The 22,357-nt window shown below is 40.0% G+C and carries 23 protein-coding genes and 2 riboswitches; of the genes, 2 read left to right on the forward strand and 21 right to left on the reverse strand.

The window, feature by feature from the left end; translation table 11 throughout:
* Positions 1–129: 129 nt before the first annotated feature.
* Positions 130–218: riboswitch (TPP riboswitch) on the reverse strand.
* 209 nt (positions 219–427) lie between these two features.
* From thiE to typA, 16 genes are all read right to left on the reverse strand, one after another.
* The gene (gene thiE / locus OC529_RS06220; protein WP_173213786.1) at positions 428–1,057 is read right to left on the reverse strand and encodes a thiamine phosphate synthase; all 630 of its coding nucleotides are present in this window, start codon (positions 1,055–1,057) and stop codon (positions 428–430) included.
* Position 1,058: 1 nt separating this feature from the next.
* A complete protein-coding gene (thiM, locus tag OC529_RS06225; protein WP_050262178.1) occupies positions 1,059–1,841 on the reverse strand; it encodes a hydroxyethylthiazole kinase in 783 nt (260 codons plus the stop codon).
* A 129-nt stretch (positions 1,842–1,970) separates the two neighbouring features.
* Positions 1,971–2,639, reverse strand: coding sequence for a TenA family protein (locus tag OC529_RS06230; RefSeq protein ID WP_173213788.1), 669 nt, complete (start codon positions 2,637–2,639; stop codon positions 1,971–1,973).
* A 206-nt stretch (positions 2,640–2,845) separates the two neighbouring features.
* A riboswitch (TPP riboswitch) is annotated at positions 2,846–2,934 on the reverse strand.
* 148 nt (positions 2,935–3,082) lie between these two features.
* Positions 3,083–4,219: an L-lactate oxidase gene (gene lctO, locus OC529_RS06235; RefSeq protein WP_088791092.1), complete on the reverse strand. Its 1,137-nt coding sequence runs from the start codon at positions 4,217–4,219 to the stop codon at positions 3,083–3,085.
* A gap of 620 nt (positions 4,220–4,839) precedes the next feature.
* Positions 4,840–6,330, reverse strand: coding sequence for a lysine--tRNA ligase (gene lysS, locus OC529_RS06240; protein ID WP_173213792.1), 1,491 nt, complete (start codon positions 6,328–6,330; stop codon positions 4,840–4,842).
* Between the two features lie 373 nt (positions 6,331–6,703).
* Positions 6,704–7,336 (reverse strand): orotate phosphoribosyltransferase, encoded by a 633-nt coding sequence (gene pyrE, locus OC529_RS06245; protein WP_262081730.1) that lies wholly within the window; start codon positions 7,334–7,336, stop codon positions 6,704–6,706.
* Positions 7,337–7,368: 32 nt separating this feature from the next.
* Entirely contained in the window at positions 7,369–8,070 is a 702-nt protein-coding gene (pyrF, locus tag OC529_RS06250) for an orotidine-5'-phosphate decarboxylase (RefSeq protein WP_173217695.1), read from the reverse strand.
* A 232-nt stretch (positions 8,071–8,302) separates the two neighbouring features.
* Positions 8,303–9,523, reverse strand: a complete 1,221-nt coding sequence (locus OC529_RS06255; RefSeq protein ID WP_173217697.1) for a cell division protein FtsQ/DivIB — start codon at positions 9,521–9,523, stop codon at positions 8,303–8,305.
* A 9-nt stretch (positions 9,524–9,532) separates the two neighbouring features.
* Positions 9,533–10,591, reverse strand: a complete 1,059-nt coding sequence (locus OC529_RS06260; protein WP_262081731.1) for a UDP-N-acetylglucosamine--N-acetylmuramyl-(pentapeptide) pyrophosphoryl-undecaprenol N-acetylglucosamine transferase — start codon at positions 10,589–10,591, stop codon at positions 9,533–9,535.
* Between the two features lies 1 nt (position 10,592).
* Complete coding sequence (gene murD / locus OC529_RS06265) at positions 10,593–11,945, reverse strand: UDP-N-acetylmuramoyl-L-alanine--D-glutamate ligase (RefSeq protein WP_262081732.1); 1,353 nt, start codon at positions 11,943–11,945, stop codon at positions 10,593–10,595.
* A gap of 25 nt (positions 11,946–11,970) precedes the next feature.
* Entirely contained in the window at positions 11,971–12,180 is a 210-nt protein-coding gene (locus OC529_RS06270; RefSeq protein ID WP_240146927.1) for a hypothetical protein, read from the reverse strand.
* A gap of 20 nt (positions 12,181–12,200) precedes the next feature.
* Complete coding sequence (locus tag OC529_RS06275; RefSeq protein WP_000571283.1) at positions 12,201–12,842, reverse strand: ABC transporter ATP-binding protein; 642 nt, start codon at positions 12,840–12,842, stop codon at positions 12,201–12,203.
* Between the two features lies 1 nt (position 12,843).
* Positions 12,844–14,865: a bacteriocin-associated integral membrane family protein gene (locus OC529_RS06280; RefSeq protein WP_262081733.1), complete on the reverse strand. Its 2,022-nt coding sequence runs from the start codon at positions 14,863–14,865 to the stop codon at positions 12,844–12,846.
* 70 nt (positions 14,866–14,935) lie between these two features.
* Positions 14,936–15,235, reverse strand: a complete 300-nt coding sequence (locus OC529_RS06285; RefSeq protein WP_262081734.1) for a lactococcin 972 family bacteriocin — start codon at positions 15,233–15,235, stop codon at positions 14,936–14,938.
* 390 nt (positions 15,236–15,625) lie between these two features.
* Positions 15,626–15,880, reverse strand: coding sequence for a DUF3165 family protein (locus OC529_RS06290; protein ID WP_050253188.1), 255 nt, complete (start codon positions 15,878–15,880; stop codon positions 15,626–15,628).
* A gap of 19 nt (positions 15,881–15,899) precedes the next feature.
* On the reverse strand, positions 15,900–17,741 hold the full coding sequence (gene typA, locus OC529_RS06295; RefSeq protein WP_000164111.1) for a translational GTPase TypA: 1,842 nt from the start codon (positions 17,739–17,741) through the stop codon (positions 15,900–15,902).
* 161 nt (positions 17,742–17,902) lie between these two features.
* Here typA and OC529_RS06300 point away from each other — a divergent pair, with 161 nt between their 5' ends.
* Positions 17,903–18,628 carry a pseudouridine synthase gene (locus OC529_RS06300; RefSeq protein WP_173217703.1) on the forward strand — a complete coding sequence of 242 codons (726 nt, stop codon included), beginning with the start codon at positions 17,903–17,905 and terminating at the stop codon, positions 18,626–18,628.
* A gap of 39 nt (positions 18,629–18,667) precedes the next feature.
* Here OC529_RS06300 and OC529_RS06305 read toward each other — a convergent pair whose 3' ends face one another.
* The 3 genes from OC529_RS06305 to OC529_RS06315 all read right to left on the reverse strand — a co-directional run bounded on the left by OC529_RS06305 (position 18,668) and on the right by OC529_RS06315 (position 19,616).
* The gene (locus OC529_RS06305; protein ID WP_262081735.1) at positions 18,668–18,895 is read right to left on the reverse strand and encodes a hypothetical protein; all 228 of its coding nucleotides are present in this window, start codon (positions 18,893–18,895) and stop codon (positions 18,668–18,670) included.
* Between the two features lie 71 nt (positions 18,896–18,966).
* Complete coding sequence (locus OC529_RS06310) at positions 18,967–19,347, reverse strand: rhodanese-like domain-containing protein (RefSeq protein ID WP_000259256.1); 381 nt, start codon at positions 19,345–19,347, stop codon at positions 18,967–18,969.
* Entirely contained in the window at positions 19,347–19,616 is a 270-nt protein-coding gene (locus OC529_RS06315; protein ID WP_000051787.1) for a YqgQ family protein, read from the reverse strand. Before OC529_RS06315 ends, OC529_RS06310 begins: the two co-directional genes overlap by 1 nt.
* A 63-nt stretch (positions 19,617–19,679) precedes the next feature.
* Between OC529_RS06315 and OC529_RS06320 the strand changes: the two genes are divergently transcribed.
* A complete protein-coding gene (locus tag OC529_RS06320) occupies positions 19,680–20,588 on the forward strand; it encodes a LysR family transcriptional regulator (RefSeq protein WP_001222592.1) in 909 nt (302 codons plus the stop codon).
* A gap of 53 nt (positions 20,589–20,641) precedes the next feature.
* Here the strand turns inward: OC529_RS06320 and OC529_RS06325 are convergent, their stop codons facing one another.
* Positions 20,642–21,397 carry an SDR family NAD(P)-dependent oxidoreductase gene (locus OC529_RS06325; protein ID WP_262081736.1) on the reverse strand — a complete coding sequence of 252 codons (756 nt, stop codon included), beginning with the start codon at positions 21,395–21,397 and terminating at the stop codon, positions 20,642–20,644.
* A gap of 20 nt (positions 21,398–21,417) precedes the next feature.
* Positions 21,418–22,347 (reverse strand): ribonuclease Z, encoded by a 930-nt coding sequence (rnz, locus tag OC529_RS06330; protein ID WP_262081737.1) that lies wholly within the window; start codon positions 22,345–22,347, stop codon positions 21,418–21,420.
* Positions 22,348–22,357 lie beyond the last annotated feature (10 nt).

The following is a 22,357-nucleotide window of genomic DNA, read 5'->3' on the forward strand; positions in this document are numbered from 1 at the left end:
GGGCATTCAAGGAGACCTACCTAAATGCTTTGTATCACCCTCATCCAGTTTCGTAAAAGAAAAAACTCTAATTACAGATAGGAATTAGAGTTTAGCTTACAAGATTAGACCGTTCTTTTCGACATACGAAAAAAACTTTTCACATTTCCCTTCGCCAGTCTTAACTGTATCAGGTTCAATGGGTATCATCTCAGCCTAAAGCACCCCAAATGTCTTTATTATTTAATTGTATGATTATTATAACACACATTTTATACTAGTTCAAGAAATTGAACTGGAAATACAGCCTTGCACTCACAAAGACAGCAGATCTTTCTTTTGCAAAAACCAAATGTCTTGTTTGATAGATTAGCTATTTAAACTGAATCTGGACATATCTTTTTAGAAAAGGAAAACTTCCACTTACTTAGAATCCAAGGATAGATACCTATTGTTCACTCATTTCTCGAACAGTTTTTTCTATATTTTTTGCATACGATATTGCTGAAATGATTGAAACACCGTCAACATTGGTCTTCATAATGTCTTTAATATGTTGCGTCTGTATCCCACCAATTGCAACTAAGGGCATTTGTGGCAATAGTTTTCTCATCAATTTAAGACCTTCATAACCTATAGCGCCACCAGCATCATCTTTTGACTGGGTATCAAATACAGGACCAACACCAACATAATCTACATATTCAACTTTTGACTGTTGAAATTCTTTCTCGTTTTTTATAGAAAGACCAATTATTTTATCTGGCATCAATTTTCTAATTTCATCAACTCCAAGGTCATCTTGTCCTACATGTACGCCATCAGCGTCAATTTCCATCGCCAAATCAATATCATCATTAACAATAAACGGAACATTGTATTTTTTACAAAGATCCTGTAGTTTAATTGCTAATTTAACTTTTTCTTTACCTTCCAGGGCTCCCTCACCTTTTTCACGAAATTGAAATAAGGTTATACCACCTTTTAAGGCTTCCTCAACGACTCTATATAGATCTTTTCCTTGGCAAGTAGTCGTTCCACAAATAAAATATAGTTTTAGTAATTCTTTATGAAACATTTTACTTCACTCTTTTGAATTCCTTTACATCTTCATCTGAAATCTCGTATAAGGCATTCATAAATTCAACTTTAAATGTTCCAGGAAGATGTCCATTTGGACGTTTTTCTGCCATTTCTCCAGCGATATTGTAAACCAACATTGCTGTTTCTAATGATTTCAATTCTTGACCTTTTTCTAGTCCGATAAAGCTTGCTACCACTGCCCCTAATAAACATCCTGTCCCAATGACTTTTGGCATCATGGCACTACCATTATGAATCGTTACCACTTCTCCATTAACAGCAATCGCATCAACTTCTCCAGTCACTACTATTGGAATATGAAACTTAGCGTTGGCTGCTAGAGCAATCTCATCAATATTATCCACACCAGCACTATCTACTCCTTTAGATGCCACATTTATCCCTACTAAAGAAGCAATCTCTCCAGCATTCCCCCTAATCGCAGCTAGTTTGTAATTGTTGATTAAATCATCTGCTACTTTTTTTCTATATTCTCCTGCTCCACAGGCTACAGGATCTAAAACTGCTGGGACATTATATTTCTCTGCAATTTTCAGAGCAGCTTGGTATAATTTCCAATTATCATCCGTTAAAGTCCCAATGTTAATCAATAATCCTCCAGCATATTTTAATAGATCTTCTAAGTCTGCTGGGTACTCGCTCATAGCTGGTGAGGCACCCAGTGCTACTAATCCATTTGCTGTGAAATTTTTTACTACATCATTGGTTATGCAAATGACCAAAGGTGCTTTTTCTTTTAATAATTTTAAACTTGTCATATTGAAATCCTTCCTTTTCACTTTATACGATATACTGATTTCGATTTATCTCTATCTTTTGTTAAGAAATTTTTTTCATTTACATTGAATGATTTACCTCATCAAATTTGTAAATATCCTAAACTTTCTCTAGGCGTCATAACCAATATCAAAAAAGGCTAATTCTAAAGCGACCGCTTGATTCCAGCGTTGCTGAAGTTCTGTCAAATCTTCTCGACCTTTCCCGACACGATTGAGTTCGTCAACCAGAAATTGAACCCACTCTGCAAAGAAAGGACCTCTGTGGAGATTGATCCATTCCGAATGAATATAGGCTTCAGGTAGAGCCAAATCTTTAGAACCCCAGTCTAAATAGAGACCTTCTGCAATGACCAGCATGACCAAAAGATGAGCATAGTCTGATGAAGCCACTGCCGAATACATCAGATCCTGAAAGGCTTTTGTTACAGGGTGCAAGCTCACTTCCAGATAGTCATTCTCAGATACTTTTAACTCTTTGAAAGCCTTTTGGAAATAACCGTCTTCATCTGCTTCAAGAAAGCCTAGTTGCTTGGCAAAACGAAGCTTGGATTCAATCTGGTCTGCGTGGGCTACGCAGGCACCCAGCATGGATAAGAAGGCATCAAAGAAGTGATAATCTTGAATTAGGTAGTCTTTTAAGACCTTATTCTTAATTGTCCCTGCAAAAAGTTCCTTGACAAAACGATGATTGATTGCAGCCTGCCAATCCTTCTGACTATTTTTTAATAATTCTCCAACAGTCAAACCTGGCTCAAATGCATAAACCTGTGTTTCCATATTTATTTTTCCTCTCTTTACTCCTTAGTAATCAATAAAATACCAAGCAAAATCCTAGTTTCACTTGACCCTTTTAAAGAAAATCTAGGGCATTTGCAGAGAGCTACCTAAACAAACCTATCCAGTTTTATATAAACAAAAAAACTCCAATTACAATCAAGAATTAGAGTTGACTTACAAGATTTGATCGTTCATTTCGCCATACGAAAAAACGTTTCACATTTCCCTTCGCCAGTCTTAACTGTAGCAGGTTCAATGGGTATCATCTCAGCCTAAAGCACCCCAAATGTCTTTATTATTTAATTACTGCACCAGTATAGCAAAAAATGAAAGCTCTAGCAAGATATTTGACCGAAAAATATCTTTATATAGTTTTTGATAGCGATTTATTCTTCCAATACACGAAGAAAAACCTCCACATTCAGTGGAGGCAATCTCTTTTATCAATACAATTTTAAGTCACGTGGGTCAACTGGGAAGGTTGGGTTGTATGGATTGTGACGGAGCTTGAAGTGTTTGACATCTTCAATAGTCTGAGTTCCAGACAACTGCATGACTGTCTTCAATTCCGCATTCAAGTGTTCAAAGACTTGACGCACACCAACACTACCACCGAGAGCTAAACCATAGATAACAGGGCGACCAATAGCTACCAAGTCTGCTCCTGAAGCCAAGGCTTTAAAGACATGTTGACCACGACGAACACCAGAGTCAAAGACGATCGGCACACGTTTGTCAACTGCTTCTGCTACTTCTTGAAGTGAGTCGAAGGCAGCTGGTCCACCGTCGATTTGACGACCACCGTGGTTGGTTACCCAGATACCAGAAGCTCCTGCAGCAAGCGAACGTTCAACGTCCTCACGGCATTGTGGTCCCTTGACATACACAGGAAGTCCTGAGTATTCAGCGATAAATTCTACATCGCGTGGAGACAAGCGTTGTTTAGCTGATTTGTAAACAAAGTCCATTGATTTACCAGCACCTTCTGGCAGGTATTCTTCAACAATCGGCATGCCAACTGGGAAGACAAAACCATTACGCTTATCCACTTCACGATTACCCCCTACAGTAGCATCTGCCGTCAAGACAATCGCCTTATAACCTTCAGCCTTCACACGGTCCATGATGTGGCGGTTAATCCCGTCATCTTTACTAAAGTAAAATTGGAACCAATGAGGTGTCCCTTGGAGGGCTTCAGAAATCTCTGGAAGGTCAACAGTAGAGTAAGAACTGGTTGTGTAAAGAGAACCGAACTCATGCACACCACGCGCAGTTGCCACTTCACCTTGTTCGTTTGCCAATTTATGAGCCGCAACAGGCGCCATAATGATTGGTGAAGACAATTTTTCACCTGCAAATTCAATTTCTGTACTTGGATTTTCTACATTGCAAAGCGTATGCGGAACGATGAGTTTGTGGTTAAAAGCACGGATGTTCTCCCGTAAAGTAAAAGTATCCTCTGCTCCACTGGCGATATAACCAAAGGCTGCTTTAGGGATCACTTTTTGCGCCATGGGCTCCAAATCATAGGTATTGATGAAATCTACATGCCCTTCTGCATTGCTTGTTTTGTATGACATAAACTGTCCTCCTTGATTAAGTAAGCGTTTGCTTTTTACTATACAACTATAATAACTCTTTTTTCAATCATTTTCAAGAGTTTTGCTTAAAAACCATCTTATTTTTTCATACAATATACTATCCCTACTTTCCTTAAACTCTAAACTTTAGTCTATATTAAGTGAATCGTTGAGATTTTTTGCTGCCAGGCATTTGAACTACTTTTTTATTTGCTGATTCTATCTACTAATGCTATAAAAAACAAGTGAATAAGACACCAGAACATCCTCTAATAGGGCCTAGGGACTTATATCAATCCCATATATACTGTTTAAGCAAGATACTATCCTAGTGACGCTAACTTCCTATCCCACTTATTAATTTTTATTTATAGTGAATCTGAACAAATCAATTGGGGGATCCAAGTCAATTTCTAGTACTTTTTGAAAAGTTTCAGCGTACTATCGTAAAATGAAATAAAACATGCGCAAATTGATTAGGGAATTTAAACCAATTTCTAACAATGTCTTAGAAATCAAAGTGTACTATTTCAACTTCAACACACTATACTTCATTTTCTCCTTAAATTCAGTCTCTTTTTGCATCAAAAAACCTCTGGCAAGAGCCAGAGGATAAGTGCTTATTTCATTGTTGGAAAGAGCAATACGTCACGGATAGTAGTTGTATCAGTGAGGAGCATGCAGAGACGGTCGATACCGATTCCCAAACCACCTGTTGGTGGCATACCATATTCAAGGGCTTCGATGTAGTCGTAGTCGATACCTGTTGCTTCATCATCACCAAGTTCTTTGGCTTTGGCTTGGGCTTCAAAACGACTAAGTTGGTCGATTGGGTCGTTTAGCTCAGTAAAGGCATTACCGTACTCCTTAGTCATGATGAAGAGCTCGAAACGGTCAGTAAAGCGTTGGTCTTCAGGATTCTTCTTAGCCAGTGGAGATACAGCTACTGGATGTCCATAGACAAAGGTTGGTTGGATCAAGGTTTCTTCAACAAACTCTTCAAAGAAGGCATTGATAATGTGACCAACTTCAGTATAGTGTTTCTCAACTGGAACTTTCTTCTCAGCAGCGATAGCTTTAGCTTCTTCCAAAGTCATGTCTTGCCAGAAATCTACACCAGTAATGTCTTTGATAGCATCCACCATGTGAACACGTTTAAATGGTTCATTGATTTTGATTTCAGTACCTTGGTAGTTGACTGGACCATCGCCCTTAACTGATTTAGCAGCGTGTTGGATAATACCTTCAGTCAAGTCCATGATGTCTTGGAAGTCAGCATAAGCTTGGTAGACTTCGATAGAAGTAAATTCAGGGTTATGAGTAGCGTCCATTCCTTCATTACGGAAGATACGGCCGATTTCATAGACACGCTCCATACCGCCAACGATAAGGCGTTTCAAGTGAAGCTCAGTCGCGATACGAAGCACCATGTCAATGTTTTGGGCATTGTGGTGGGTGATAAATGGACGGGCAGAAGCACCACCAGCTTCGTTGTGAAGAACAGGTGTTTCCACTTCAAGGAAACCTTTTTGATCAAGGTAACGACGAATTTCAGAAATGATTTTTGAACGAGTGACAAAGCGCTCAAAGCTTTCACGATTCGAAATCAAGTCAAGGTAACGTTTACGGTAAATTGTTTCAACGTCTGTCAAACCATGGAATTTCTCAGGAAGAGGACGAAGAGCCTTAGACAAGTGTGTGATGTGAGTAGCCTTGATAGAGAGTTCTCCCATATCCGTACGCATCACTTCACCTTCGACACCAAGGAAGTCACCAAGGTCTGCTTTTTTGAAGATTTCGTAGTTTTCTTCACCGACAGCATCCTTACGAACGTAGATCTGGATTTGACCTTCGCGGTCTTGAAGGTGGGCAAAACCTACTTTACCTTTACCACGTTTGGTTACCAAGCGTCCTGCGATAGTTGCTGTTTCATTTTTATCATGTAATTGTTCTTTATCGAGGTCGGCATATTTATCTTTTAATTCTTGTGAATTTGCAGTACGTTCAAAACGTTTTCCGAAAGGATCGATTCCTTGTTCACGGAGCGCAGCCATTTTTTCACGGCGAACGATCTGCTGGTCATTTAGTTCTTCCATATGTTCTGTAGACATGGGATCCTCCTAGTTTTACTCAAAATTGAATACGATGAGTCATTTTTTGCGATACTCCCATTTTATCATAAATAAGCAAGAAATTCACGGATAATCTTTCAAAACTAAAAAGAACTTGACGCTAAAATCACTGAAAAGACTGGGATAAGCAAGAAATTTCAACATCTCAGAAAAGGAAATCTGACCATGTTTATGGATTATACTTTAACCCTTGTAACTTTCATGACGTGTGCTACTTTTTATATAAGAGCAAGCCAAGCAAATCTAAAACTTAAACAATTGACGTAAAAAACATTAACAACTTGAATCTTGCCATTCATACACCTGATATGACAGAATAGTATAATTTTTAACCTTTTAGTCTTTTGATTTTTTACACCTCTTGCCAATTTTCTTGGTCTTCTTTAAATCGTTTTAGAAGGTCGAGTCCTTCTGGTGTGATATAACCTTCTTCTTGGGCTAGGTGGATGAGTTCACTGTAGTTAGAAAGCGTCACAAGTTTGACACCTGCATCTGAGAAGTTCTGATCTGCTTTTGGCAATTGGTAACTAAAAATCGCTACAACTCCAAGTACATCTGCTCCTTCTCGCTTGGCTGCTGCTACTGCTTCAAGAACAGAACCACCTGTTGAAATAAGGTCTTCAACTACTACCATTTTTTGACCTTGAGCTATGCGACCTTCGATTTGATTACCAGCACCGTGGTCTTTTGGTTTGCTACGGATGTAGGCAAATGGCAGATTCATCTTGTCAGCAATAATAGCTCCGTGTGGAATCCCTGCTGTTGCAGTTCCTGCAATGACTTCTACCTCTGGAAAGGCTTCTTTGATAGCTTCCACAAAGCCATTTTCAATTAGGGTACGAGTTTCTGGATAGGCAAGACTTACACGGTTATCTGTGTAAATCGGCGACTTGATACCAGATGCCCAAGTGAAAGGCTCCTCTGGTTTGAGGTAAACGGCTTGAATTTTCAAGAGGTGGCTAGCGATATCTTTAGCAAGTGTCATGGTATTCTCCTTTTATTTTTATAATCTATTCTTTAATTCCAGTCCTGTGTCCATTCATCCTTGATGGCATGATAAGCTGCAACAGGATCCTCAGCTTGGGTAATGGGACGTCCCACTACGATATAGTCACTACCGATTTGATAGGCATTAGCAGGTGTCATGACTCGTTTTTGATCTCCAACTGCAACACCAGCTGGACGAATCCCTGGTGTCAGACAGATAAAATCTGGATTGGTAGCCTGCTTGATGACTTCCACTTCCTGAGCCGAGCAAACGACACCATCTAATCCCGCTTCAGCTGTCTTCTTAGCATAATGAATGACAGACTCTTGCAGACTGGTTTGGATATTTTGAAACTCCTGCATCTGGGCTTCTGACGTTGATGTGAGCTGCGTTACAGCTATCAATTTTGCTTGACTTCCAAGACCTTCACGCGCAGCCTTCATCATCTCTACACCGCCAGCAGCATGAACATTGGTCATATCCACACCAAGCTGAGACAAGACCTTCATAGCTGACTTGACTGTATTGGGAATGTCATGAAGCTTGAGATCCAAAAAGACACTATGACCCAGACCTTTCAAGTAAGATACAATCTCAGGACCCGTTGCGTAATAAAGCTCCATCCCTACCTTGAGATAAAGGCTTTCTTCTGCTGGGAAAAGAGCTAAAAATTCCTTGACCGCCTCAAAACTAGGAAAATCAAGAGCAATGACTGGACGATGTTCTCGCATAGGTTTCTCCTTTTACCTTTGCTAGTGAGAGAGTCTGGCCACAAGAAGCCACGAAAAAAGGAACCTGCCAACAGCAAGGTTCCACGAAAAATGGGTAGTCTCCACCCTTTCACCGTCTAACCTTAGCTGCCTCTCTGGACTGCTTTAAAGGTTTTTTACTATTCTATTATTTCTACTAGCACTTGTCAAGTAAAAACATGGCAACTAAAGAGCTATGAAAGAAAAGGTAAACCTAGCGACGCGATGAGCGCTGGGTCGTTTGGTTTCGATTGCTCTCTTCCTCTTGTTTTTTCTGTTCTTCTTCTAAACGTTTACGTTCTTCTTCCTGTTTTTTCTCGGCTTCCTTAGCCTCTTGTTTGGCCTTTTCCTCAGCTTCCATAATTAATTTATCCGCTACAGTGTAGCTGTAAATTCCAGCTTCCATGTCAATCACACTCGGTTCTGACAATTGTGGCTTAATCTTGCTGTAATAAGGCAATTTCTTGCTCATTTCAGACAAGGGAACCAAGACTTCGTCCGAATCATTCATGGTCAATCGAATTAAATCGGAAGTCACCTTGCTGGGAGCTAGTTCCACCTTTTGGATAGCTGCCTTGAGTTCTGGGCTAATTTGAGCAAGTTCTGAGACAAAAGCCTTGATTTGTTCGCTATCATTAAAGAGAACTGATATATAAGTTTCTGGCAAACTGACCAAGCTCACAGAACTAGTCTCAAGCTGACCGCTGGAAAGAATAGGATAATGATTTTCACCAGAAACATAGTAGGCCACAATATCGTATTCTTTAACCTTGATAGTAAACTTGGTTGGAAATTGATAGACAAGTTGAGCTGATTCAACCCAATAATTAGACTTGATCCGCTCTTCATATTTTGCCTTGTCTAGCAGAAGGTTAATCGTATAATCCGAATCCTGAATGCCTGAAGCCTGTCGGATATCATCAGCCGTAGTGTGCATCGTTCCCTCAACACGGATATCCTTCATGGTCGCATAAGGACTTAGTAGGTAGGCAGAGACAATCAATAAAAGCAGACTTGGAAATAAAATCGTTAGAGCTCGCAAGATATGGAGGCCAGGAATCTTTGCTTTGGCTGCTTTTTCCTTTGGAGCCTTTTTAGCAAGATTTTTATCCTGTTCCTCCTTCTCTTTAGACCCTGATTCTTCTATCTCTTCTTCCTTTTTGTCACCCTCTGGGGCTTCTACTTTTTCTTCAGACTTTTCCTTAGCTGATTCTTCATCTTCTGGGTCCGCTTCACTCTCCGAGCCCTCCTTGTCCTCTGACTTCTCGGATTTTTCTCCCATTCGAGCTTGTCTTTCCTTTTCTTTCTCCTCAGCTAGAGCCGCCTCTTCTTCAGCCTTCTTTTTTAGATATTCTTGGTTTCGTTTCTGCCATTCTGATAACTCTTTAAATTCTTCGAGGATTTCTTTGCCCTCATTTTTCTTATCTTTTGACATTTACTTTCCTTATGATAAATCTTTTTTCAACAATTGATAAAAATCTGCTAGAGATTTCAATTCCTTAGAAGCTTTCATCTTAGCTTGGTAGTCTTCCTTGTGACTTAGTAAGTGAGAAAGCTTCTCTTCTAAACTGTCCAAGGTCAAATCGCTTTCTTGAAGCTCTTCTGCATAGCCTTTTTTTACAAAGTAAGCTGCATTTTCAATCTGGTCTCCACGACTAGCTTCACGACCAAGTGGCACAATAACATGTAATTTTGCCATGGCCAAGAGCTCAAAAATCGTATTGGCACCACCTCGTGTCACAACAATGTCAGCCAATTCCATTAAGGGTTGATAAAGATTGGTCACGTAATCAACACGAAAGAGATTTTGGCTCAATTCATTCAGGCTAGAATCTCCAGTTAGATTGATAATATTGTAGCGCTCTGTCAGTTCTTTCTTATGGTCTGTCACCAATTGGTTAAAGACACGAGCTCCTGCAGAACCACCGACAAACAATACAGTTGGCAATTTAGGATTAAAGTGGGTTTGAATATCCACCAATTCATCTGGTTCTGGAGTTTTTTGGTCTGAAACCTTGGTCACTGCTCCCACATGCTCAACCTTAGACAAACTTGAAGCTTGCTCAAAGGTTGAATACATCTTCGTAGCAAATTTATAGGCGATTTTATTGGCCAAGCCCATAGACAGGTCAGATTCGTGAATAAAGACAGGCACTCCTGACACACGCGCAGCGATAACGGGCGGTACAGAGACAAAGCCTCCCTTTGAAAAAAGGGCCTGTGGACGAACTCGTAACATGATAAAGAGCGATTGGACAATTCCCCAACCAACTTTGAAGACGTCCAGCATATTTTGCCAAGAGAAATAGCGACGCAATTTCCCAGTTGCAATGGAATGGAAGGTGACGTCAAAACCTGACTTGAGGATTTCTTGGTGTTCAATACCACTCTTGTCCCCGATATAGTGGACTTCCCAGCCATCTTCGATGAACTTGGGCATTAACAAAAGATTGAGGGTAACGTGTCCAACCGTCCCCCCACCTGTAAAGACAATTTTTTTCATATTATTCCTTTAACTCCGCTACTGTGTCGATAAAGAGGTCGCCACGTACTTCAAAGTTAGCATACATATCCCAGCTGGCATTGGCTGGACTGAGAAGGACTACATCTCCTTGAGTCGCAAGTTCATAGGCCTTGCGGGTCGCATCTGCAATATCAGTCGCATCCACATAAGCCACACCAGCCTTGTCTGCTGCCCGTTTGACACGTTCGGCAGACTGACCAAGAATGACCATCTTCTTGAGTCCAGTAATATCTGGAACCAAATCGTCAAACTCATTGCCACGGTCTAAACCACCTGCAATCAAAATGACCTTGCTGTTGTCAAATCCTGACAAGGCTTTTTGAGTAGCCAAGATATTGGTTGACTTGCTATCATTATAGAATTTGACACCCTTGATTTCATCCACAAATTGGAGACGGTGTTTGACACCACCGAAGGCTGAAAGAGTTTCCTTGATGGTTTGATTGTCCACATCACGAAGCTTGGCTACAGCAATCGTCGCAAGGGCGTTTTCTACATTGTGGCTACCTGGAACCCCGATTTCACTCGCTGCCATGACTACTTCACCACGGAAGTAGAGTTGACCATCTTCCAGATAAGCTCCATCAACCTTTTCCTGTGTTGAGAATGGAACAACAGTAGCCTGTGTTTTGGTAGCCAACTCTTTTGCCAAGTCTTGGTTAAAGTTCAAGACAAGGAAATCAGCTGCTGTCATCTTGTTTTGGATATTCCACTTAGCTGCTACATATTCCTCAAATGATCCATGATAATCGATATGAGTTGGCATGAGGTTTGTAATAACCGCAATCTCAGGATGGAATTCTTGAACGCCCATGAGTTGGAAAGAAGAAAGTTCCATAACAAGCGTGTCCTTGTCTGACGCAGTTTGGGCCACTTGACTAGCTGGATAGCCGATATTTCCTGATAAAAGACTATGTTGCCCAGCAGCAGTCAAAACTTCCCCAATCATGGTCGTTGTGGTTGTTTTTCCATTTGAACCTGTGATACCGATAATGGGCGCTTCTGAAATCAAGTAAGCCAATTCCACCTCAGTCAAGACTGGAATTCCCTTTGCCAAAGCCTTTTCAATCATGGGATTACTGTATGGGATGCCTGGATTTTTCACCATGAGGGCAAACTCTTCATCCAAAAGTTCCAAAGGATGACCACCTGTGATAACCTTGATCCCTTCTTCCAGCAAACTTTGGGCAGCTGGATTGTCCTCGAAAGGCTTCCCATCATTTACCGTTACAATAGCACCTAGCTTGTCCAACAAACGAGCTGCAGATTCACCAGACTTGGCTAAACCTAAAACAAGGACTTTCTTATTTTTAAATTGATCTATTACTTTCATGTCTCAAACTCCATTTCTACTCCTACTATTTTACCATTTTTATGGAAATAAAAAAGCCACAAAGTGTGTTTGTGGCTCTTTCTTCTAACTGATACTCTTCGAAAATCTCTTCAAACCACGTCAGCTTCGCCTTGCCGTATATATGGTTACTGACTTCGTCAGTTTCATCTACAACCTCAAAGCAGTGCTTTGAGCAGCCTGCGGCTAGCTTCCTAGTTTGCTTTTTGATTTTCATTGAGTATGAATCTTACCATATCATCTATGTGATAAATCGGTAACTCGAATGACTTGGTCCACTTGCTCCCAAATCAGAGGATTGTGGGTCGCAATAATAATAGTTCGATTCGGATTTTTTAAAGATTCTAGGATAGAGAGTAATTCCTCAGAGTTTTTGGGGTCTAGTGAAGCGGTTGGTTCATCTGCGAGAATCAAAGGTGGATCCTTTAAAATTATCTTCGCTAGTGCAACACGTTGTGCTTCTCCTCCTGATAATTCAAATATAGGTTGCTTTAAATCTAAATAAGAGAGGTTAACACGGTTTAGAGCTTGTTTCATCAAAGAAATTTTCTCTTTTTCTTTCAACTTTTTACCAACTAAACCCAGATTGAGGTTCTCTTTGACGGTTTGGCTTTCGATTAAGCCAAAATCTTGAAATAGGTATCCTAAGTAATCTCTAAAGAAAACAGAAGGCTTGATGTCCTTAAGAGAAGTACCATCATAGATGATTTGTCCTTTGTCATATGGCTCTAATCGTCCAATCATATTCAAGAGTGTTGTCTTACCACAGCCACTTGTACCGATTAAGGCATAAATTTTCCCACCTTCAAAATGAAGATTGGTATCTGAAAATAGCTGACGGCTTCCAAATTTTTTAGATATATTCTTTAGTTCAATCATCCTATTTTCCTTTCATAATTGTCATAGAAACACGAGATTCTTTATGAGCTTGACGGTAAAGCGTCAAAACTGCACTAGCTAGAAAGACGAATAAAGTGAGCAAGCCAATCACCAAGTCTCGACTGCTTAAAATAAAGAAACTAGCACCAAATACAAAACTGGCAAATTGACTAACCATATACTGAGCATGTGTTTCAAAAAATCGTAAACCTGAAATTCGTTTAATCAAGATATCTCGGCGGAATTGCTCGAAATATAGAAGATTGACAGAATAAAAGAGTAATAAGGAACTGGCTATCCCAACAATAGCTCCTAAGATTAAAGTTGCTGTTTCAGTTTGAACTTCATTATAACGAGTTAGATAAACACTTCTTCCTTCTTTAAGATAGGATACTTGCTCATAAATTCCAGCTTTCTTTAAGAGTTCTAGCCCACTCTCATATCCTTTGATAAAGAGTTGTTTTCCAGCATTGATAGACCAACTAAATTTGGAAATGATACTATCACCTGTAGATGTTGGAGTAAATACAACTAAAATTGGATCGGTTAAGTACTGGATAGATACTGGACTTTCACCGTTATTATAAATAAATCGCTTTTCTCCAGTTGGAAGATAGCTAACAATCGCTCTCATTTCATACTCTAAAGGAGCACTTGCCTCCTCACCAGATTTTCCATAATAACTCAAACTCTCTTCAAAAGCTTTCTTAAGTTCTGCTTCCTGTGAACGAAGAGATTCTGGTAGTAAGAGTCCAAATTCACCTTTTTGAAGATGGGCTAGTTTCTGTCTAGTCTCATCATTTACAGTCACATTTTCCTTGTCCAAATAACTTGGGCTGACATAAAGAACATTAGCATCTGGACTATAGGTATCCAGTGTCTCTCCGTTTTTATTTTTTCTTTGAGGATTTGCAAAATGAATGAGATTATCTTTTACAAATAGAGCCTGTTCTTTTTCAACTGCTTCTTTGGAAAATTCATACCACTTATTCAGATTTTCTGTATCTTTTCCTCTATCACCTAAACCAAAAGAAATTTGATAATAATCTGCTCTGTCCTGCCATGCTTGTTTTGAAATTTCAAGTTCTTTCAATCGTTGGTAAGACGTCAAGCCTGTCTTAACAGCGTAGCCTACTGTAAAAACAGCTACTAACTGACACAATAGGGTTAAAGCCATCAAGCGTTTAAGGGGTAATCTCCCCTTAATAACAGGAACTAATGCTTTATAACTCAAACTCATTAGATAAAGGAGCATTAGTAAAATTGAAATACCCAATAAAAACAACAGATAGAAACTAATCCCAAAACCATAGGTGGCTAACAAGATAGGATAAAACAAACCTTGACTAAAAAGAACGACTCCCCCACCTAGGAAGGAAAGGAGGGCTGATAGAAGGAGCCATTTGATATCAGTAGATAATGAATGCCCCATAATGGATAAGAGAGTCTGACCAGAAAAGAGTTTTATACCTGCTGCTCTCATTTCCTTAATCCGAGTGATAATCACTAAAGCAAAGAAAGATAAGCCAAATATTGCTAAACTAATTAAAATAAGGGGATTTAGTAACATTCGAAAAGCAAGAGAATAGGGAGGTGTCTTTCGGTCAGCAATTGCTTTATAACCCAAATCTCCTAATTTATCGGCAAGCTTTTCTTTTGTCAAGGAGCCTGATAAAAGGAGATAACTATTTAGTGGATCACTACGTTCACGACTTTCTTGACTAGCTTCTTGGAATTCTTTTGGTAAAGTTCCCTGACCATAAGTTGCATAAGTAAAGTGAGTTGTCCCATCCTTACTCGGCTCTACAATTCTCCTAGCTATTAAACTCTGTTCTGAGTTTGCAAAATTCTCCAATTCCTGTTCAAATACCTCACGCGTCGGCTCCTGAGTATCCTTTTTGACACGAAGTAAGGTGACGGAATCATAGCTTGCATACAAATATTGTGGAGCACGTAAGACAATAATCCAAACAAGGAAGAAGCTGAGAAAAAAAGTTGATAATAATATGAATAGTTTCTTCATAGTAGACTCCTTGTAAACAAAATTCCCCCTGTAATTTCTTACAAGGGGAATTATCTAAGAAAACTAAATATTAGTCATAGTCATAGTAAAATGATACTTGTTCCCCAAATTTAGTCCAAATCCAAGCCTCTGAAGTTTTCCCTGCAGGTGCTTCTCCTTTATCTGAATGACTATCCCATTTACTTACAAGAGAAGAATAATGATATTTTTTACCATGATAGTAATTTGAAAAAGCCCAACCACCTCCTGAACCTTCTCCATATGTCCATACTCCTCCATCTGGATATTGTACAGCAGCTGATGCAGCTCCCAATAATGTAAAGCTTGAAATAAGAGCTAGAGCAAGTAATCTATGTTTTTTTGTTTTCATTTTATTTTTCCTTTCAAAAAAAGCACACCCTGAGCAACAATGCAACAAAATAAATCCTCCTCTCTCTTTTTTGAAACCGATTTCTTATATAATAAGAATAGCATTTTTATTATTTGTTGTCAAGGAAAAAATTGAATTTTTTAGATATTTTACTATATCACCTATATGAATAATATTTTTATGTTACCTATATGAATAATATTATATAGTAGTTTTATTTCAAAATAATATGCAACCAGTACTAACCAAATATAAAATAGATGTCATTAACGAATTTTATTCCAGTTTTTCCCATTCATATTATCCAAGCAAAAGAGATGATGTTATAGTAAAAAACAATTCAAACTATTGTAAAATTCCTACCAAAAAAAGAGAGCCGAAACTCTCTTTTTATCTTCTTTTACTTTTTTTGACTGGCATGAGTGTGATGTCTCTCACACTAAAGTAAGCTAGGATTAACATGGCTATTGCTAGGAACATTTCTGTTGGTAATTGAAAAATTTTCAGAAAAGATAGAGCCAACAAAATTAAGAGTGCCACTAAAATACATACCATAGCGACAATATTGACTGTCCCTTTAATGCTTTCTGGTGTCGCAAATACATAGAGTAGGAGCAGTAAAATCCCTAGGACTAAATAGACCATCTTTCTCTCTTTCTAGCTCTTATTCAGCTGATTTTTTCTTCTTGTTAGCTTTCTCACGCTCTGCTTTGTTAAGGATTTGTTTACGCAAACGGATAGACTCAGGCGTTACTTCCATGTACTCATCGTCGTTCAAGAACTCAAGAGACTCTTCAAGTGTCAAGATACGAGGTGTCTTGATAACAGCTGTTTGGTCCTTAGTAGCTGAACGAACGTTAGTCATTTGTTTTGCCTTAGTGATGTTAACTGTCAAGTCATTTTCACGAGAGTTTTCACCGATGATCATTCCTTCGTAAACCTCAGTACCTGGGTTGACAAAGATCGTACCACGTTCTTCGATAGACATGATGGAGTATGTTGTAGCCTTACCAGCATCGATAGAAACAAGGGCACCACGGTGACGACCACCAATTTCACCTGGAATCAATGGCAAGTATTGGTCAAAGGTATGGTTCATGATACCGTAACCACGAGTCATTGACAAGAACTCAGTTGAGTATCCAATCAAACCACGCGCTGGAACAAGGAAGACCAAACGAGTTTGACCATTACCAGTTGAAATCATATCCAACATTTCACCCTTACGTTCAGAAAGGCTTTGGATAACAGACCCTTGGTATTCTTCTGGAGTGTCGATTTGAACACGTTCAAATGGTTCGCATTTAACACCATCGATTTCTTTTACGATAACTTCTGGACGAGATACTTGAAGTTCATATCCCTCACGACGCATTGTTTCGATAAGGATTGACAAGTGCAATTCTCCACGTCCTGAAACAGTCCATTTATCTGGTGAATCAGTTGGGTCAACACGAAGGGAAACGTCTGTTTGCAATTCTGCCTGCAAGCGTTCTTCCACCTTACGAGAAGTCACCCATTTACCTTCTTTACCAGCAAATGGTGAGTTGTTGACCAAGAAAGTCATTTGAAGAGTTGGCTCATCGATGTGTAGGATTGGAAGAGCTTCGACTGCATCTGTCGGAGTAATGGTTTCACCGACAAAGATATCTTCCATACCTGAAACGGCAATCAAGTCACCTGCTTTTGCTTCTTGGATTTCACGACGTTCCAAACCAAAGAAACCGAAAAGTTTTGTAACACGGAAGTTTTTAGTTGTGCCGTCAAGTTTAGAAAGGGTAACTTGGTCCCCAACCTTAACAGTACCACGGAAGACACGACCGATACCGATACGCCCAACAAAGTCGTTGTAGTCCAAAAGTGACACTTGGAACTGCAAAGGCTCATCTGAGTTATCTACTGGAGCTGGGATGTGGTCGATAATTGTGTCAAAGATTGGCGCCATAGTCGCTTCTTGGTCAGCTGGATCATCTGACAATGAAGAAGTTCCGTTGATCGCTGAAGCATAGACCACTGGGAAGTCAAGCTGGTCGTCATCAGCCCCAAGCTCGATGAATAGTTCCAAGACTTCGTCCACTACTTCAGCTGGACGAGCTGATGGTTTATCTATTTTATTGACAACCACGATTGGGACAAGGTCTTGTTCCAAAGCTTTTTTCAATACGAAACGAGTTTGTGGCATTGTTCCTTCGTAGGCATCTACGACCAAGACAACACCGTCAACCATTTTCATGATACGCTCAACTTCTCCACCGAAGTCCGCGTGTCCTGGTGTGTCCATGATGTTGATACGAGTTCCGTTGTAGGCAACGGCTGTATTTTTAGCAAGGATGGTAATTCCACGCTCTTTTTCGATATCGTTTGAGTCCATAGCACGCTCAGCCAATTCAGTACGTGCATCAAGCGTTTCTGATTGTTTCAATAATTCATCAACGAGGGTTGTTTTACCGTGGTCAACGTGGGCGATAATCGCAATGTTACGGATATCTTCTCTTAATTTTGTCATGATTTCCTCTATAATATTCAAAATTTATTTTCTAACTGAACGATTATACCATATTTTCAAGTAAATAACATAATTCAAGCAAGTGTAAATGTTTTCACTCCGCTTTTCTTTTCACGTCAAGCCTTTTCAAAGCAAGCGACTTATGATAAGATAGGCACAGTATGCGTTTAGATAATTTATTAGCTCAAGAAAAAGTTAGCCGAAAGGCCATGAAACAAGCCTTACTCAAAGAGGAAATTCTAGTCGATGGTCGCCCAGCCCGCTCCCTAGCTCAAAATATTGATACAGGACTACAAGAACTCCTTTTTCAGGACCAAATCATTCGAGGTTATGAGCACACCTATCTTATGCTTCATAAGCCTGCTGGTGTCGTTACAGCCAACAAAGACAGGGAACTTCCGACCGTCATGGACCTCCTTCCGCCTGACATCCAATCTGACAAGCTCTATGCCGTCGGCCGACTGGACCGAGATACGACAGGACTCCTCCTCTTGACTGACAACGGTCCCTTGGGCTTTCAGCTCCTCCATCCCCAGTATCATGTCGATAAGACTTATCGAGTTGAGGTTAATGGACTTCTGACGCCTGACCATATCCAAGCCTTTCAAAAGGGAATTGTCTTTTTAGATGGCACTATCTGTAAACCTGCAAGATTAGAGATTCTATCAGCAAGTCCTTCCCACAGCCAAGCCTCCATCACCATTTCAGAGGGGAAATTTCATCAGGTCAAGAAAATGTTCCTCTCGGGTGGTGTTAAGGTGACCTCCCTCAAACGAGTTCAATTCGGTGATTTTACATTAGACACAGAACTAACAGAAGGCCATTACCGTCCTTTGAATCCAGAGGAATTGGAAATCATTAAAAATCACTTAGAGAAAAGTGGATAAAAGAAAAAAGCTTTATGTTTAAAGCTTTTTGTTTATTGCTTATCTAAAAAATACTGCGACGGCTACAATCCAGTTAAGTACAGAAACCACAAGTCCTACGATGTTGAGAATTTTTTCTATTTTATAGTCTAGTCCAGATTCTTTTTGGTATGAAAAAGCCAAGACCAATCCTATGATCCCCAAAATCAGACCTACAATTGGAAATAGCAAACCGAGCACAATAGATAGGATACCTAAAACAAGAGAGTGTTTTTTCTTTTCTTGCATTTTTTAAAAACTCCTTAAAATGATTATTAATTTAGTATATTAGACCGACTATATCAACTTTTTACAGAATATTAACTAGTCTTCACTTTCCCTTTCCAAGAATCCAAGCCATAAGAAAGGATATAAATCTCAGAAAAACCTTGTTTTTTCAAGTAAAGAGCTGCATTTGTAACTCGTTGCGCACGTTGGTTTTCGTAGAGAAGGACAGGTTTATCTTTACGAAGGGCTGCAAGACTAGTCTTCAACTGACTTGAAGGAATATTGCGAGCCCCAAGAATATGTTTTCTGTGGAATTCTGCTGGGTCGCGCAAATCAATCAATTGACCCGTACGAATCAAGGCTTCAAACTCCTCATTGTCCACAATTTTAGCCGCACGGCGAATACGAAGATAGTTAAAGCCCATCCACGCCAACATTGCTAGTATAAGTGCCCACAAAATCCAAGTAACCATTAGTTCTTTTCTCCATTTTTCTCAATATAATCCAATTCTACCTTGTGCTCTCTGCGAAGAACCGCTTCTGCTTCTAGATAGTCTAATTTGTCCATCAACCCTGCATCGTAAATCCGAGAGAGTTCCAACTTCATCAGTTCAATATCATATAAGCGTTTTCCCATGTAAACAATAATACCAAATCGTTTGAGGAATTGCTGCACATCATAGAATGTTTTCATAAGACTCATTCTAGCAAAATTTTGTGTTTTTTTCAAGAAGAGACTCACACAATCCCCCTGATTTTCCTATCTTCTTTGGCGATTCTAAGGCAAGTGTGGTACAATAAAAACATGAGAATTCAACAATTACACTATATTATCAAAATCGTCGAAACTGGCTCCATGAATGAGGCAGCCAAGCAACTCTTTATCACTCAGCCGAGTCTTTCCAATGCTGTGAGAGATTTGGAAAATGAAATGGGCATTGAAATCTTTATTCGTAATCCTAAGGGTATCACCTTGACCCGTGATGGGATGGAGTTCCTCTCTTATGCCCGTCAGGTTGTCGAGCAGACCCAGCTTTTGGAGGAACGTTATAAAAATCCTGTTGCCCACCGCGAACTCTTTAGCGTTTCGTCTCAACACTATGCCTTTGTTGTCAATGCCTTTGTCTCTCTACTCAAGAAAAGTGATATGGAGAAATACGAGCTTTTCCTTCGTGAAACTCGTACTTGGGAAATTATCGACGACGTCAAGAACTTCCGTAGTGAGGTCGGTGTCCTCTTCTTAAACAGCTACAACCGTGATGTTTTAACGAAAATGCTGGATGATAACCACCTGCTGGCTCACCATCTCTTCACAGCGCAACCGCATATCTTTGTCAGCAAGACCAATCCTCTGGCAAAGAAAGACAAGGTGAAACTGTCTGATTTGGAAAACTTCCCTTATCTCAGCTATGACCAAGGAACTCACAACTCCTTCTACTTTTCAGAAGAAATTCTTTCTCAAGAACACCACAAGAAATCCATCGTAGTCAGCGACCGTGCTACCCTCTTTAATCTCTTGATTGGTTTGGATGGTTATACCATTGCGACAGGGATTTTGAACAGCAACCTCAACGGAGACAATATCGTTTCTATCCCACTGGACATTGATGACCCAATTGAGCTGGTCTATATCCAGCATGAAAAAACTAGCCTGTCTAAGATGGGCGAACGCTTTATCGACTATCTACTAGAAGAAGTCCAGTTTGATAGTTGAGAAATGATAAGAACCAATATGTAGGCTAGCAATAACCTACACATTGGTTCTTTTTACTTATAATTAAAGATTTCCCCTGCCAGCTTATCAGCTAGTTTGGGAAAGAGAGTATAAAACTTATGGGCTAGGTTCAACAAAACTGGGAGATTGAGTTCCCGTTTGTTTTTTCCTATAATCTTGACAATCTTTTTAGCCACTGCATCTGGCTCTAGCAGGAAGCGGTCAACAGATTTGAGATAGGTGCCATCTGGGTCGGCTTGGTCAAAAAATCCTGTACGGATTGGTCCTGGATTGACTGTTGTCACATAGACTCCATAGGACATAAGTTCTAGGCGTAACGCATTTGAAAAACCAATGGCCGCAAACTTGGTCGCTGAGTAGAGACTGGACTTGCCAGTAGCAATCAAACCTGCCATGCTGACGATATTGATAATATGGCCTTTTCGACTTTCCTTCATTCGAGCCGCAAGGCGTCGAGATAGATTCATCAGGGCAAATGTATTGACCTCGAACATCTGATGAATATCTTGGTCAGAAATCTGGTCAAATTCCTCAAAGATCCCGTAACCAGCGTTGTTTATCAAGACATCAATCTTGCCATAACGGAGATAGAGGTCTACTAGCAGAGTTTCTAAGGCTGAATCATCGGTAATATCGATTTCAATCAATTCTGCATGGGGATGGTTTCCGTAGAGTTGGGCTAATTTTTCCTTATTTCTACCAAGCAAGATGAGTTGGTCATTTGGCAAGAGTTTGACCATTTCTTGGGCTAGATCACCGCTAGCTCCGGTAATGAGCATAGTAGGCATACTTATCCTTTCTGTGACTGCTAGATTTCCACTTCTTCCAAGTCTTTGACCACATAGACATTTTCAAAGACACTAGCAGCGTCTTTCTTGAGTTTGCTGATATCTTTTGAGAGAAAGCGAGCACTGATGTGGTTGAGCAAGAGGCGTTTGGCTCCTGCTTCTAGCGCTACTTGTGCGGCTTGCATGTTAGTAGAGTGACCATGATTACGAGCAATTATTTCATCGCCCTTGCCATAAGTCGATTCATGGACCAGGACATCAGCATTGACAGCCAGACGCACACTGGCATCCGTTTTTCGAGTGTCACCAAGAATAGTGATAATCTTACCTGGACGTGGAGCTGAGATATAGTCAGCTGCCTTGATTTCAGTACCGTCTTCAAGAACTACGTCTTGACCGTTTTTGATTTTACCAAAAAGCGGGCCAAATGGGACACCAGCAGCCTTGAGTTTTTCAGCATCCAGCGTTCCTTCCAAGTCCTTTTGAATGACACGATAGCCAACACAGAAAATAGTATGATCCAGCTCCTCTGCATACACCGTAAATTTATCGGTCTCAAGGATTTTTCCTAAAGAATCTTGGTCAAACTCATGAAAATGAATGCGGTAGGGCAAACGAGAACCCGACACACGAAGACTGGTTAAAACAAATGACTTGATACCTTGCGGTCCATAGATTTCCAAATCTGTCTGCTCTTCATTGGCCTGAAAAGCACGACTAGAAAGGAATCCTGGCAAGCCAAAAATGTGGTCTCCATGCAGGTGGGTAATAAAGATTTTACTGACCTTACGTGGTCGAATTGTGGTTTCAAGAATACGATTCTGCGTACCTTCTCCACAGTCAAAGAGCCAAACTTCGTTAATCTCGTCCAAGAGTTTCAGGGCGAGACTTGAAACGTTGCGGGCTTTAGAGGGCTGACCAGCCCCCGTTCCTAAAAATTGAATATCCATTCGATACTTT

Source organism: Streptococcus sp. Marseille-Q5855 (assembly GCF_946901985.1).
Lineage (GTDB): Bacteria > Bacillota > Bacilli > Lactobacillales > Streptococcaceae > Streptococcus.

Coding starts and splice junctions, on each gene's coding strand:
- OC529_RS06255 (WP_173217697.1), bottom strand. CDS start 9,523: ATGTCAAAAGATAAGAAAAATGAGGGCAAAGAAATCCTCGAAGAATTT.
- OC529_RS06270 (WP_240146927.1), bottom strand. CDS start 12,180: ATGAAAATCAAAAAGCAAACTAGGAAGCTAGCCGCAGGCTGCTCAAAG.
- OC529_RS06310 (WP_000259256.1), bottom strand. CDS start 19,347: ATGGTTACTTGGATTTTGTGGGCACTTATACTAGCAATGTTGGCGTGG.
- pyrE (WP_262081730.1), bottom strand. CDS start 7,336: ATGACACTTGCTAAAGATATCGCTAGCCACCTCTTGAAAATTCAAGCC.
- lctO (WP_088791092.1), bottom strand. CDS start 4,219: ATGTCATACAAAACAAGCAATGCAGAAGGGCATGTAGATTTCATCAAT.
- rnz (WP_262081737.1), bottom strand. CDS start 22,347: ATGGATATTCAATTTTTAGGAACGGGGGCTGGTCAGCCCTCTAAAGCC.
- OC529_RS06280 (WP_262081733.1), bottom strand. CDS start 14,865: ATGAAGAAACTATTCATATTATTATCAACTTTTTTTCTCAGCTTCTTC.
- thiM (WP_050262178.1), bottom strand. CDS start 1,841: ATGACAAGTTTAAAATTATTAAAAGAAAAAGCACCTTTGGTCATTTGC.
- OC529_RS06320 (WP_001222592.1), top strand. CDS start 19,680: ATGAGAATTCAACAATTACACTATATTATCAAAATCGTCGAAACTGGC.
- thiE (WP_173213786.1), bottom strand. CDS start 1,057: ATGTTTCATAAAGAATTACTAAAACTATATTTTATTTGTGGAACGACT.
- OC529_RS06260 (WP_262081731.1), bottom strand. CDS start 10,591: ATGAAAAAAATTGTCTTTACAGGTGGGGGGACGGTTGGACACGTTACC.
- OC529_RS06275 (WP_000571283.1), bottom strand. CDS start 12,842: ATGATTGAACTAAAGAATATATCTAAAAAATTTGGAAGCCGTCAGCTA.
- OC529_RS06325 (WP_262081736.1), bottom strand. CDS start 21,397: ATGCCTACTATGCTCATTACCGGAGCTAGCGGTGATCTAGCCCAAGAA.
- murD (WP_262081732.1), bottom strand. CDS start 11,945: ATGAAAGTAATAGATCAATTTAAAAATAAGAAAGTCCTTGTTTTAGGT.
- OC529_RS06290 (WP_050253188.1), bottom strand. CDS start 15,880: ATGGTCTATTTAGTCCTAGGGATTTTACTGCTCCTACTCTATGTATTT.
- OC529_RS06230 (WP_173213788.1), bottom strand. CDS start 2,639: ATGGAAACACAGGTTTATGCATTTGAGCCAGGTTTGACTGTTGGAGAA.
- lysS (WP_173213792.1), bottom strand. CDS start 6,330: ATGTCTACAGAACATATGGAAGAACTAAATGACCAGCAGATCGTTCGC.
- OC529_RS06300 (WP_173217703.1), top strand. CDS start 17,903: ATGCGTTTAGATAATTTATTAGCTCAAGAAAAAGTTAGCCGAAAGGCC.
- pyrF (WP_173217695.1), bottom strand. CDS start 8,070: ATGCGAGAACATCGTCCAGTCATTGCTCTTGATTTTCCTAGTTTTGAG.
- OC529_RS06285 (WP_262081734.1), bottom strand. CDS start 15,235: ATGAAAACAAAAAAACATAGATTACTTGCTCTAGCTCTTATTTCAAGC.
- typA (WP_000164111.1), bottom strand. CDS start 17,741: ATGACAAAATTAAGAGAAGATATCCGTAACATTGCGATTATCGCCCAC.
- OC529_RS06305 (WP_262081735.1), bottom strand. CDS start 18,895: ATGCAAGAAAAGAAAAAACACTCTCTTGTTTTAGGTATCCTATCTATT.